Annotated in this window: 12 protein-coding genes; 5 read left to right on the forward strand and 7 right to left on the reverse strand. The window is 68.5% G+C overall.

The window, feature by feature from the left end; translation table 11 throughout:
* From ACYP33_RS33190 to ACYP33_RS33200, 3 genes are all read left to right on the forward strand, one after another.
* Positions 1–1,067 (forward strand): methyl-accepting chemotaxis protein (locus ACYP33_RS33190; protein WP_459625372.1); only part of this gene is annotated, 1,067 nt, incomplete at its 5' end.
* A 349-nt stretch (positions 1,068–1,416) separates the two neighbouring features.
* A complete protein-coding gene (locus ACYP33_RS33195; RefSeq protein WP_459625482.1) occupies positions 1,417–1,719 on the forward strand; it encodes a DUF4148 domain-containing protein in 303 nt (100 codons plus the stop codon).
* Positions 1,720–2,073: 354 nt separating this feature from the next.
* Positions 2,074–2,391, forward strand: coding sequence for a DUF4148 domain-containing protein (locus ACYP33_RS33200; protein WP_414441801.1), 318 nt, complete (start codon positions 2,074–2,076; stop codon positions 2,389–2,391).
* 107 nt (positions 2,392–2,498) lie between these two features.
* Here the strand turns inward: ACYP33_RS33200 and ACYP33_RS33205 are convergent, their stop codons facing one another.
* On the reverse strand, positions 2,499–3,293 hold the full coding sequence (locus ACYP33_RS33205) for an ROK family protein (protein WP_459625373.1): 795 nt from the start codon (positions 3,291–3,293) through the stop codon (positions 2,499–2,501).
* A gap of 65 nt (positions 3,294–3,358) precedes the next feature.
* Positions 3,359–5,059: a glucose-6-phosphate dehydrogenase gene (gene zwf, locus ACYP33_RS33210; protein ID WP_459625374.1), complete on the reverse strand. Its 1,701-nt coding sequence runs from the start codon at positions 5,057–5,059 to the stop codon at positions 3,359–3,361.
* Positions 5,060–5,427: 368 nt separating this feature from the next.
* On the opposite strand from zwf, the gene ACYP33_RS33215 reads away from it, so the two are divergent.
* Complete coding sequence (locus ACYP33_RS33215) at positions 5,428–6,822, forward strand: MFS transporter (RefSeq protein WP_459625375.1); 1,395 nt, start codon at positions 5,428–5,430, stop codon at positions 6,820–6,822.
* 13 nt (positions 6,823–6,835) lie between these two features.
* Here ACYP33_RS33215 and ACYP33_RS33220 read toward each other — a convergent pair whose 3' ends face one another.
* From ACYP33_RS33220 to ACYP33_RS33240, 5 genes are all read right to left on the reverse strand, one after another.
* Entirely contained in the window at positions 6,836–7,378 is a 543-nt protein-coding gene (locus tag ACYP33_RS33220; protein ID WP_459625376.1) for a hypothetical protein, read from the reverse strand.
* 170 nt (positions 7,379–7,548) lie between these two features.
* Complete coding sequence (gene dctA / locus ACYP33_RS33225) at positions 7,549–8,907, reverse strand: C4-dicarboxylate transporter DctA (protein ID WP_414447745.1); 1,359 nt, start codon at positions 8,905–8,907, stop codon at positions 7,549–7,551.
* A 128-nt stretch (positions 8,908–9,035) separates the two neighbouring features.
* Positions 9,036–9,704, reverse strand: a complete 669-nt coding sequence (gene leuD / locus ACYP33_RS33230) for a 3-isopropylmalate dehydratase small subunit (protein WP_459625377.1) — start codon at positions 9,702–9,704, stop codon at positions 9,036–9,038.
* Between the two features lies 1 nt (position 9,705).
* Positions 9,706–11,112 carry a 3-isopropylmalate dehydratase large subunit gene (gene leuC / locus ACYP33_RS33235; protein ID WP_414447747.1) on the reverse strand — a complete coding sequence of 469 codons (1,407 nt, stop codon included), beginning with the start codon at positions 11,110–11,112 and terminating at the stop codon, positions 9,706–9,708.
* 58 nt (positions 11,113–11,170) lie between these two features.
* Positions 11,171–12,055 (reverse strand): alpha/beta fold hydrolase, encoded by an 885-nt coding sequence (locus ACYP33_RS33240; protein WP_414441792.1) that lies wholly within the window; start codon positions 12,053–12,055, stop codon positions 11,171–11,173.
* An 88-nt stretch (positions 12,056–12,143) separates the two neighbouring features.
* On the opposite strand from ACYP33_RS33240, the gene ACYP33_RS33245 reads away from it, so the two are divergent.
* Positions 12,144–13,067 carry a LysR family transcriptional regulator gene (locus tag ACYP33_RS33245; RefSeq protein WP_414441791.1) on the forward strand — a complete coding sequence of 308 codons (924 nt, stop codon included), beginning with the start codon at positions 12,144–12,146 and terminating at the stop codon, positions 13,065–13,067.
* Positions 13,068–13,107 lie beyond the last annotated feature (40 nt).

The following is a 13,107-nucleotide window of genomic DNA, read 5'->3' on the forward strand; positions in this document are numbered from 1 at the left end:
GCGCCGCGCATGCGCGTGAGGCCCAGCTCATTCAGGATGCCGAAGATAATTTCGCGAGACAGCGCAACCTGCTGATCGCGATCTGCCTGGCCTCGATCGTGCTGGCCACGCTCGCCGGCCTGATGATCACGCGCCGCCTGATGCGCTCGCTCGGCGCGGAGCCGACCGACCTGGCCGAAGTCACGCACCGCGTGGCGGCCGGCGACCTGAGCCCGGTGCCGGGCGGCGACACCGCGCCGGCCGGCAGCGTGCTGGCCTCGATGAGCGAGATGCAGCGCAGCCTCGTCACGCTGCTGAGCGGCGTGCGCAGCGCCGCCGACAACATCGCCACCGGCTCCGGCCAGATCGCGGCAGGCAATACCGATCTGTCGTCGCGCACCGAGCAGCAGGCGGCCTCGCTGCAAGAAACTGCGTCGAGCATGGAGCAACTGACGGCCACGGTGAAGCAGAACGCCGACAGCGCGCGCCAGGCCAACATGCTGTCGGCCAACGCGTCGGACGTGGCGACCAAGGGCAGCGCCGTGGTGGGCCGCGTGGTCGTGACGATGGGCGAGATCAGCACCAACTCCACGAAGATCGCCGACATCACCGGCATGATCGAGGGCATCGCGTTCCAGACCAACATCCTCGCGCTGAACGCGGCCGTGGAAGCCGCGCGCGCCGGCGATCAGGGCCGCGGCTTCGCGGTGGTCGCCAACGAAGTGCGCAGCCTCGCGCAACGCTCGTCGAGCGCGGCCAAGGAGATCAAGGATCTGATCAGCACCTCGGTCCAGCAGATCGGCGACGCCGCCAGGCTCGCCAACGAGGCCGGCGCCACCATGTCGGACGTGACGCAGGCGGTGGGCCACGTCACCGATATCGTCGGCGAGATCGCCGCCGCGTCCGAGGAACAGAGCCGCGGCATCGAGCAGGTCAACCAGGCGATCACGCAGATGGATCAGGTCACGCAGCAGAACGCCGCGCTGGTCGAGGAAGCGGCCGCGGCCTCGACGGCGCTGGAGGATCAGGGCCGCCAGCTCAATGCGAGCATCGCGCAGTTCCGGATGGAATCGGCCCTGGCGTACTGAGCAAACCGGGGAGACAGCCCAACGCGCAAAACGTCGTATCGATCATCGACACAAGTCAATGTGCGGCAAAATGTGGCATTAAGCGCAATTCGGGCGACGGCCTGTTACATTGGGTCGGTCCGCGGCATCCTCGCGCCCGGACACGGCGTCCGCCACACGTTGCGTGCGCCACCCACTTCGTTGATTTAAGAAGGAAGTCGATATGCGTACCACCCGCAAGCTGTCTCTTGCCGCGTTGACGTTGTCCCTGTCGCTGGGCCTGTCCGGCCTCGCGTTCGCCCAAACGCCCGCCGCCGATCCAGCAGCCGCCGCGCCGGCTGCCGCCATCAGGTTGACGCCTATCCAGTCGATCAAGGCGGCCCACGCACAGCGCAAGGCCGAGCGCCAAGCCGCCGTCGCGCAGCGCAAGGCCGATCTGAAAGCAGCCCACGACAAGAAGGTCGCCGATCTGAAGGCAACCAACGACAACAAAATCGCTGATCTGAAAGCAACCCACGACAAGAAAATCACCGATTTGAAGGCAGCTCACGACAAGAAAATCGCGGAGCTGAAGAAACTGGAAGCGACCGGCTACCAGCCGGCGGCGAAAGATCCGAACTATCCGCAAGATCTGCAGAACGCCGAGAAGAAAGCCGCCACCTCGGGGCAGTAAGCCGCACCGGCCGGCACGCCGCGAGCGCGCCCGTGCCCATGCCTCTCGCAGCAGCCGGCCGCATGCCGTTCGATGCGGCCGGTTTTTATTGGCCGCGGGCGCTCAATGCGAGCATCGCGCCATTCCGGATGGAATCGGCCCTGACGTACCGAGCAGACCGAAAAGTCCACGCAACGCGCGAAACGTCATATCGATAGCTGACCGAAGCAAATGTGAGGCAAAACGCGGCGTTAAGTGCAACCCTCGCGACACCCTGCTACATTGCGTCAGTCCGCCCGCATTCCCGCGAGCAGGCACGGCGCCCGCCACACGTTGCGGGCGCCGCTCACTTCGTTGATTCAGGAGAAAGTCGATATGCGTACTTCCCGCAAGCTGTCTCTTGCCGCGCTGACGTTGTCCCTGTCGCTGGGCCTGTCCGGTCTCGCACTCGCCCAAACGCCCCCGGCCGACCCCGGTGCCGCCGCGCCGGATGCCGCCAGCGCGCCGACCAAGGCCCAGAAGCGCAAGGCCGCCCGTGCGCAGCACAAGGCCGAGCGCAAGGCGGCCCGCGCCAAGAACTCCGCCGAACTGAAGAAACTGGAAGCGAACGGCTACAAGCCGGCGGCGAACGATCCGAACTATCCGCAGGATCTGCAGAACGCCGAGAAGAAGGCCGCCACCTCGGGGCAGTAAGCCACGGCAGGCCGGCGCGCCGTGAGCGCGCCCGTGCCCGTGCCTCTCGCAGCAGCCGGCCGCATGCAGTTCGATGCGGCCGGTTTCCTTTTTGGGCGCCGTGCGCCTCAATCCACTTCGGGCCGCTGGCGCGCCTCGCGCATCGAGAGCGGATGCCAGAGCCGCGCCCCGCCCTCGATGCCGTTCTCGTTCGACACGGTCGCCACGTTCGGCGGCAGCTTGAACGTGAGACGCTCGGCATTGCCGCCGCCGATCCACAGCCGATCGTAGTGCACCAGCGATTCGAGAATGCCGAGCACCTTCTCGACGCGCGTGTTCCAGCGCTTGGTGCCCGCCGAGCGGCGCGCGGCGTCGCCGATATATTCGTCGTACGTATATTTCTTGCTGACCGGGTGATGCGCGAGTTCGAGATGCGGCATCAGCTCGCCGTCGCGGAACAGCGCGGTGCCGGCCCCGGTGCCGAGCGTCAGCACGAATTCGAGGCCATGCCCCTCGATCGCGGCGAAGCCCTGCATTTCCGCGTCGTTGATCATGCGTACCTCCGGGATGCCGAGGCGCTGGCCGAGCATCTCGGCCAGCGGCACGTCGTTCCAGCCCTTCGGGCCGATGTTCGGCGCGGTCAGCACATGGTTGTCGCGCACGAAGCCGGGAAAGCCGATCGACATGCGCGAGGCCGGATGTTGCGCGAGCAACGGCTTGACCAGTTCGTGCAGCGTCTCGACCATCCGCTTCGGCGGGCACGGATGCGGCGTGCTCACGCGCACGCGCTCGGTGCGCATCGTGCCGTCCGCATCGACGATCGCGGCCTTCAGGCCGCTGCCGCCGATGTCGATCGCCAGGATCGCCTCGCTGTGCTCGTGCGTGGCGTGGGGCTTGGTGCTCGGCTTCTTGCTGGGTTTCATGGTGTTTGTCTCGTGTTGTCGGTAGAGGCGGCGGGCTGCGCCGCCGGCCGGATCGTTCGCGTTCCTCAGGATTTTTCGCCGCGCGCGGGGGCGTGAGGTGCGTGAGGTGCGTGAGGTGCGTCGGGGGCATCGGGTGCCTTGGCCTGCCCCGCGCTCCCGGCCGCGGCCGGCTCCGCCTCCACGAGCGGGCGCCAGGCCCGGCCGTCGCGCGCCAGCAGCGCATCGGCCTCGGCCGGCCCTTCGCTGCCCGCCGGGTAATCGTGCACCGGGATCGTCTCGCCGCCTTCGGGATGCAGCACGCCCTCCACCGCCGCCCAGGTGTCCTCGATGGCGTCGGCGCGCTGGAACAGCGTCTCGTCGCCGAGCAGGCAGTCGTACAGCAGCGTTTCGTAGCCCACGTTGGCGCGCTGCGGAAAGAACGCATCGTAGTCGAACGACGAGCGCACCGGCCCCACCTGCATGGCCGGCCCCGGCGTCTTGACGTTGAAATCGAAGCTCGTGCCGTGCGACGGGTCGATGCGCAGCGTCAGCACGTTCGGTGTGAGCGCATCGATCGGCGTGTCGCGGAACAGCCGGAACGGCACCGGCTTGAGCTGCACCGAGATTTCGGTGCGCCGCTCGGCCAGCCGCTTGCCGGTGCGCAGGTAGAACGGCACGCCGGCCCAGCGCCAGTTGTCGATCTGCACGCGCGCGGCCGCGTAGGTTTCGGTGCGGCTGTCCTTCGCGACGTCCGGCTCGTCGCAATAGGCCACGCCGCCGGGGCCGGCCGCGTACTGGCCGAACACCACGTCGGCGGGCGCGAGCGGCTTCAGCGCCTCGAAAATATCGGCCTTCTTGTCGCGCACGGCCTCGGCCTCGAACGAGTTCGGCGGCTCCATCGCCACCATGCCGAGCAACTGGAACAGGTGGTTCGGCACCATGTCGCGGAACGCGCCGGTCTGCTCGTAGAAGTTGCCGCGCCGCTCCACGCCGATCACCTCCGACGCCGTGATCTGCACGCTGTCGATGTACTCGCGCCGCCAGATCGGCTCGAACAGCGCGTTGGCGAAGCGCACGGCCATGATGCTCTGCACGGTTTCCTTGCCGAGAAAATGGTCGATCCGGTAGATCTGCGATTCCTTCGCCACGTCCAGCAGATGCTGGTTCAGGTCGCGCGCCGAGGCCAGATCGCTGCCGAACGGCTTTTCGATGACGATCCGGCGGAACGACCCGTTCGCGCCGCCGCGCTCCTCGAGCAAGCCCGCCTTGCCGAGCTGCTCGACGATCGGCTTGAAGAAGCGCCCGCTCACGGCGAGGTAGAACACCACGTTGCCCTGCTTGTCGCCAAGCTGCTTGGCGAGCCGCTGGTAGGCGGCCGCGTCCTCGAAATCGCCGGCCATGTACTGCAAGCGCTGCGCGACCCAGTTCCAGGCGGTGTCGTCGAGCTTGCCCGCGTGGAAGGTGCTGGCCTTGTCGGCCGCGAGCTTGACGAGCGCGTCGTGCAGGTCGTCGCGCCAGGCGGCGGTTTCGCGCTCGCCGTGATTGACGCCGAGGATCTTCGTGCCGTCATCGAGCAGGCCATCCACTGCGAGGTTGTAGAGCGCGGGCATCAGCAGGCGGCTGGTCAGGTCGCCGCCGGCGCCGAAGATCACCAACGTGCACGGCGGCGCGCGATGCTTGCCGGCGGGCGATGCGGCCTCGCGATGCGCGGGGGCCGGCACCTTCGACGCGGCGGGTTGGTCGGCATGGTCGGCTTGGGCGGGGGAAGCGGAACGGGAATCGTCCATCGGCGGGTTCTCCTTCGAGCGGGATGAATGAAGGCCGGGTAGCAAATGCAATGCCCGGAAGGATGGCGGCGGCGGGCGATTTTCGACGGCCGCCGCGTGATGCGTGGCTGGCGACGCAGCAGACAAGCGGGCGCTGTCGCACGCTTGGCGTCCGTGCCACGCGTGTCTGCGCGCACGTCTCGCCTGTGTGTCGCCTGTGTCTGCAAGTGTTTCCGGCGCATCGCCAACCGATCAACCATTACAGCCGATTTCCCGCGCGCGCGTATCGGCCGCCGCCATCGTCGCTGCTCCTCGCCTGCTCGCGCAGCCCCCCGCAATCGCGCACCGTCTCGTATACTCGGCGCTCCTGCCGACTTCCCCCGCGCTCCATGTCCCTCGACCGCCGCACCGCCACCGCGCTCCTCGTTGCCGCCGTGTTCTTCATGGAAAACCTCGACGCCACCGTGATCGCCACCGCGCTGCCCACCATGGCCCGCGAGTTCGGCACCGCCGCCACGCATCTGTCGATCGGCGTGTCGGCCTACCTGGTGGCGCTGACGGTGTTCATCCCGATCAGCGGCTGGATGGCGGACCGCTACGGCGCGCGGCGCGTGTTCGCGTCGGCGATCGTCGTGTTCACGCTGTCCTCGCTGCTGTGCGCGGCCAGCACCAACCTGCTCGCGTTCACGGCCGCGCGCACGCTGCAGGGCCTCGGCGGCGCGATGATGGTGCCGGTGGGCCGGTTGGTGGTGTTGCGCGACACGCCGAAGGACCAGATCGTGCGCGCCATCGCGATCCTGACCTGGCCCGCGCTGGTCGCGCCGGTGCTCGGGCCGCCGGTGGGCGGCTGGATCGCGATGCACTGGAGCTGGCCGTGGATCTTCCTGCTGAACCTGCCGATCGGCGCGGTGGCGCTGGCCGCCGCGCTCGTGCTGGTGCGCAACGGCGACGAGAAGCGCGCGCCGTTCGACCTGCCCGGCTTCATCCTGACGGGCCTCGGCTTCCTGCTGTTCATGGCCGGGCTGGAAGCGGCCAGCCGCGCCGATCTCTCGCGCGTGCTCGCACTCGCCATGCTGGCAGCCGGCGTGGCGCTGCTGATCGTGTCGGCGCGCTATCTGGCGCGCGCCAGACATCCGCTGTTCGCGCTCGCGCCGCTGTCGATCGCGACGTTCCGCGTCACGGCGCTCGGCGGCTCGCTGTTTCGGACTGCGATCGGCACCGCGCCGTTCCTGCTGCCGCTGATGTTCCAGTTGGCGTTCGGCTACAGCGCCGTGGAGGCCGGCACGCTGCTGCTGTGGCTGTTCGCCGGCAATCTCGCGATGAAGCCGGCCACCACGCGCATCATGCACACGTTCGGCTTTCGCCCGGTGCTGATCGGCAACGGCGCGCTGATCGTGCTCGGTTTCGCAGCCTGCGCGACGCTGACCGCCAGCACCCCGCACTGGCTCGTCTGCCTGCTGCTGTTCGTCACCGGCATGACGCGTTCGATGCAATTCACGGCGATGAACACGATCGGCTTCGCCGACGTGCCGCAGCCGCAGATGCGCGACGCCACCACGCTGTTCTCGGTGCTTCAGCAAATGAACGCGGGGATGGGAATCGCGGTGGGCGCGCTGGCGCTGTCGGTGGCGGGCGTGCTGCACGGCACGCCGCAGGGCACGCCGGGCGTGGCCGATTTCCATCTGGCGTTCGTGCTGATCGCCGCGATGGCCGCGGTGGCGATCGTCGACAGTGTGATGCTGCCGCGTGATGCGGGGGAGCAGGTGTTGGCGCGGGGGCGGTGACGGGGGGCGATATTCAATTCGTTGCGGCCAGGCCGAACGGATCGACAGCCCACATTTCACCTGCGCGCAGATGAGGCCGTGACTGCACGAGCCACGCTTCCAGCGGCGTCAGGCTGATGCCCTGCGAGACGGCACCGCAGAACGACTCGGAGACAAACGGCGCACCATCCTCAGGGCGGCGCACCACCTGAACAATGTGGGTGATGCCGCGAAGACGAGGATGGTTGTTCGCCCACGAAGGCGCGCCCATTTTCAGCCCGATGGTGGCGCAGCGCGGAAGACTGTGCGCCGTAATTTTGTCTCCCTCAAGAACAAAGCCCGTCCGGGTCTCGATTTCCTGAATGATTCGATCCGACCACACTTGCAGGGCTTCGAGGTCATCGGAACCAAACACCACGCGGCCCGCGGCTTCGTTCTCTGCCTGCATTGCCTTTGTAAGGAGCAATCGGGTCCATCCCGAGCAGTCGATGACGGGCGGGTCGGCCGACAGGCCTTCCGATTTCGCGCCACGCTGGTAACCGACCCGACCCGTATAGGTTTGCACGAGCTCCCACATGGTTCTCTCTGCTGTCTCGAATTGCATGGCGCCCCCCTGAGTTATTGCAGTCCACGCCTATTATGCGGGGTTGGCAACGCGTGACACGCTCCCGACCGGCATGGGTTGACCTCGCCCAGGTGCTTGATCAACGTGTTGTATCTCGCTGTGACGAAGCCTCGCCCGCCCCCTCAGCGCTGCTGCCCCGCCATCTCGCCGCGATCGACCGCCGCCCCCGCCTCGCCCGCCTCGCCTTCGTTGTCCTGAACAACCGGCCGCCACTCGCCGCTCAACACCGCCCGCATCCGCTCGCGATCGAGCGCGCCCTCCCAGGCGCACACCACGATCGTCGCCACGCCGTTGCCGACCAGGTTGGTCAGCGAACGGCATTCGGCCATGAAGCGATCGATGCCGAGCACCAGCACCATCGCGGCCACCGGCACGGTGGGCACCACCGACAAACTCGCCGCCAGCGTCACGAAACCCGCGCCCACCACCGCCGCGGAGCCCTTCGAGGTCAGCATCGTGACCGCCAGCAGCGTCAGTTGCTGGGTCAGCGTGAGCGGCGTGTTGGTGGCCTGCGCGAGGAACAGCACGGTGAGCGTCATGTAGATGCTGGTGCCGTCCAGGTTGAACGAATAGCCGGTGGGCACCACCAGCCCCACCACGCCGCGCTGGCAGCCGAGCTGTTCGAGCTTGAGCATCAGTTGCGGCAGCGCGCTTTCGGAGGTGGAGGTGCCGAGCACGATCAGCAGCTCCTCGCGGATGAACACCAGGAAGCGCACGATGCTGAAGCCCGCCAGCCGCGCCACCGTGCCGAGCACGACGAACACGAACAGCAGCGCGGTCAGGTAGAAGCAGCCGACCAGCTTCATCATCGGCAGCAGCGAGCCCACCCCGAACTTGCCGACGGTAAACGCGATCGCGCCGAACGCCCCGATCGGCGCGACGCGCGCGATGAAGCCGACGATGCGGAACATCATGGCCGCCACGCCGTCGACGAAATCGACCACCGGCTGCACCCGCTCGCCGAGCACCGACAGCGCCGAGCCGCACAGCAGCGCGAGCAGCAGTACCGGCAGGATGTCCTCGTGCGTGAACGCACCCACGAAGGTTTCGGGCACCACGTGCATCAGGAAGCCGGTCAGCCCCTCGCCGTGCGCGGCGCGCGACACGTAGTCGGACACGGCCGACGCATCGAGCGAGGCGATCGACACGTTGAAGCCCGCGCCCGGTTGCAGCAGGTGCCCCATCAGCAGCCCGAAGCCGAGCGCCACCGTGGAGATCGCCTCGAAATACAGCAGCGCCTTGCCGCCGGCGCGGCCCACGGCCTTCAGGTCGCGCATGCTGGCGATACCGGCCACCACCGCGCAGAACACCACCGGCGCGATCACCATGCGGATCAGGCGCACGAACAGATCGCCGAGCGGCTTCAGCGCCACCGCCGTGGACGGCGCGAAATGGCCGAACGCGACGCCGAGCGCGATCGCCACCAGCACTTGAAAGTAGAGATGCCGCCAGAGCGGAACGGATTGGATGCGGGTCGCCATGTCTCCTCCGGAAAGAAAGGGGCGTGCGTCGTCCCCGCCGCCCTGTTGTCGGGCGGTCGGAGCGATGCGGGGTGCGGAAAAAAGTCGGCCGGGTGCGGCCGCGGTGCGGGCGGCCAGGCCGCCCGTGTTCAGGTAACCGAACTAACCGGCGCGGCCGAAGCCGCCGACGCTGCCGTGCCCGGCACGTCGATCAGCGCCCACGGATGCGCGGCGCGATGCCGTTGCTCGAACGCGTCGATCGCGTCGGCCATCAGAAGCGTCAGGTCGATGGTGTCGACGCCGTCGATCACCATGCGCTTGTGGCGCGCGCCGATCGGAAACGAATACACGGCGCCGCCGGGCGTGGCGACCGCCTGCGCTTCCAGATCGATCTTCAGGATGCCTTGCGGATGCGCCTGCGCCTCGGCCGTCAACGCATCGACCACCTCGCGCGGCAGCGCCACCAGCAGCAGCCGGTTGTTCATCGCGTTCGAATAGAAGATCTCGGCGAAGCTCGGCGCGATCACGGCCGTGATGCCGTATTGCATCAGGCCCCAGACCGCGTGTTCGCGGCTCGATCCGCAACCGAAGTTCGCACCGCCGATCAGGATCGACGCGCCGGCGTGGCGCGGGTCGTTCAGCACCGCGCCATCGCGCGGGCGGCCCTGCGCATCGACGCGCAGGTCGTACAGCAGCCCCTGCGCAAGGCCCGCCTTGTCGATGCCGCGCAGGAACTGCTTCGGCATGATCTGGTCGGTGTCGAGGTTGTCGATCGGCAGCGGCAGCGCACGGCCTTCGAGATGGGTCAGCAGGCTCATGTCAGTGCTCCAGCGTGCGGATGTCGGTCAGGCGGCCGGTCAGCGCGGCGGCGGCGGCCATCGCGGGGCTCATCAGGTGGGTGCGTCCGCCGCGCCCCTGCCGCCCCTCGAAATTGCGGTTGGTGGTGGAGGCGCAGCGCTCGCCGGCCTCGAGGAAATCGTCGTTCATCGCGAGGCACATCGAGCAGCCCGGCTCGCGCCATTCGAAGCCGGCCTCGGTCAGCACGCGCGCGATGCCCTCGGCCTCGGCCTGGCGGCGCACCCGGCCCGAGCCGGGCACCACCATCGCGCGCACGCCCTCGGCCACCTGACGGCCGCGCACGATCGCGGCCACCGTGCGCAAATCCTCGATGCGACCGTTGGTGCACGAGCCGATGAACACGCGGTTCACCGGCGTGCCGGCGATCGGCGCGCCGGCCTGCAGGCCGATGTAGTCGAGCGCGCGGCGCGTGGATTCGGCCTCGGCCGGCGTGGCCTGATCCTCGGCGGCCGGCACGGCGGCGTCGATCGCGATCGCCTGGTCGGGGCTGGTGCCCCAGGTCACGAACGGCGCGACCTGGCTGGCGTCGAAGCGATGCTCGGCATCGAAGCGCGCGCCTGCGTCGCTCGCCAGCCCGGCCCAATCGGCGCAGGCGGCGGCCCATTGCGCGTCGTCGAACGCCACATGCCGGCGCACGTAGTCGAGCGTGGTCGCGTCGGGCGCGATCAGCGCGGCGCGCGCGCCGGCCTCCACCGTCATGTTGCAGAGCGTCATGCGCGCCTCGGCCGTGAGGCCTTCGAGCGTGCTGCCGGCGAATTCGACGGCATAGCCGCGCGCGCCCTGCGCGCCGATCTTCGCGATCAGCCAGATCACGAGATCCTTGGCCGTGGTGCCGTACGGCAGCGCGCCGTCGATCGTGATCCGCATGGTCTGCGCCAGGCGGTAGACCAGCGTTTGCGTGGCCAGCACGTGCTCGACTTCCGAGGTGCCGATGCCGAAGCCGAGCGCACCGAGCGCGCCGTAGGTGGTGGTGTGGCTGTCGCCGCACAGGATCACCATGCCGGGCCGCACGAAGCCGTGCTCGGGCGCGACCACGTGCTCGATGCCCTGGTCGGGATCGTCGGTGCCGAACAGGCGGATGCCGGCCCGCTCGCAGTTGCGCGCGAGGTTGCTGGCCTGCGTGGCCGAGGCCACGTCGATGATCCGGCGCGGCCGTTCGGCATGGGTCGGGATGATGTGACTGACCACCGCCACCTGCTGGCCGGGCCGGCGCACCGCGCGGCCCTTCTCGTCCAGCCCGGCGAACGCCTGCGGGCTGGTGTATTCGTTCATCAGATGCAGGTCGGCGTAGAGCAGCACGTTGTCCGCATCGAGCGGCGCGACGGTGTGCGAATCGACGAGCTTCTGGTACAGCGTCCGGATAGCCATCCCGGTTCCTCTCGTATCGTGGGTGAATATTCAGGGGTACGGAACGTACGGGCCAGCCTCAGCCCGCGCCGCGCAGGAACGGCAGCGCCGCGTCGAGCAGCGCGTCCGGCGCTTCCTCGGGGATGTAGTGGCCGCACGGCAGCGCATGGCCGGTCACCGCGTCGGACCAGCGCCGCCATTCGGCGAGCGGATCGAAGCACTGGCCGATCACGCCGTCGGCGCCCCACAGGGCCAGCATCGGGCAGGCCAGCTTGCGGCCCGCGGCCAGATCGGCGCGGTCGTGATCGAGATCGATCGTGATCGATGCACGGTAGTCCTCACAGATGCCGTGCGCGGTGGCCGGATCGGACAGGCAACGCAGGTATTCCGCATAAGCCTCCGGCGCGAACGGCTTGAGCCCCGCGCTGCGCGCGCCGATGGTCTGCTTCAGGTACAGGTCGGGATCGGCGCGGATCAGCGTTTCGGGGAACGGCGCGGGCCGCACCAGGAAGAACCAGTGCCAATAGGCGCGCGCGAACGCGAACGAGGTCTGCTCGTACATCGCCAGCGTGGGCGCGATGTCGAGCGTGACGAGCCGGCGCACCGCGTCCGGATGATCGAGCGCCATGCGCACGGCCACCCGCGCGCCGCGATCGTGGGCCAGCACGTCGAAACGCTCGAAGCCGAGCGCGCGCATCAGGTCCACCTGATCCTGCGCCATGCGGCGCTTCGCGTAGTTGGCGTGATCGGGCAGCCCGGCCGGCTTGCCGCTGTCGCCGTAGCCGCGCAGGTCGGCCGCAATCACGGTGAACTCCCGCGCCAGCACCGGCGCGACGCGATGCCAGATCGCGCGGGTTTGCGGGTGGCCGTGCAGCAGCAACAGCGCCGGGCCGTGGCCGCCGCGCAGCGCCTGGATCTGAATGCCGTCGGTCTCGACCTGGACCGGGGTGAAGTCGTCGAACATGGTTCCTCCTGCGTTTTTTGTAGTCTAATTGATGCCCTGAACGCCAAGGTATCGGCAAAAGCAAACCGGTATTAACTTGAGGGAAACAATGGACGCGATCTCGGATCTCGCGCTGTTCGAGCTGGTGGTGCGCCAGGGCAGCCTGACGGCAGCCGCGCGCGAGCTGGGCGTCACGCCGCCGTCGGTCAGCAAGCGTCTCAAGCAGATCGAGGCGCGGCTCGGCGTGCGGCTGCTGAACCGCACCACGCGGCAGATCAGCGTGACGACCGAGGGCGAGCTGTATGTGAACAGCGGCACGCGCATCCTCGCCGAACTGGCCGAACTCGAACAGCAGGTCAGCCGCAGCCGCGCCGAGCCGGCCGGGCTGCTGCGCGTGAACGCCTCGTTCGGCTTCGGGCGCACCTGGGTCGCGCCGGCCGTGTCGGAGTTCGCGTTGCGGCATCCGTCGATGGAAATCCAGTTGCAACTGACCGACCGGCCGATGAGCCTGCAGGAACATGCGTTCGACGTCGGCATCCGCTTCGGCGACGTGCCCGAGGCGCGCATCAACGCGCGGCGGCTGGTGCGCAACCGGCGCCTCGTCTGCGCCGCGCCCGCCTATCTGGCGCGGCGCGGCCTGCCACGCACGCCGCGCGAGCTTGCGCAGCACGCCTGCCTGATCCTGCGCGAAAACGATTCGACCTACGGCAATTGGCACTTCACGCGCGGCAGCCAGGAAGAAAGCATCAAGGTGCGCGGGCCACTCAGCAGCAACGACGGCGCGGCCGTCCTCAAGTGGGCGCTCGACGGCCACGGCATCGCGATCCGCTCGCAATGGGAAACCGAGGCGCGGCTGCGCGACGGCTCGCTGGTGCCGCTGCTGACCGACTGGACGCTGCCGAACGCCGACATTTACGCGGTCTATCTCGAACGCAACCAGTTGTCGGCGCGGCTGCGCACGTTCATCGATTTTCTCGGGGAGCGGCTGCCGCAGATGCTGGGGCTGCCGGCCGAGCGCAAGCGCGGGGGGTGAACACCGGCGTGGCCCGGCCCGGATCGACCGGTGCCGGGCC

The sequence above is a fragment of the Burkholderia sp. 3C genome, assembly GCF_054589155.1.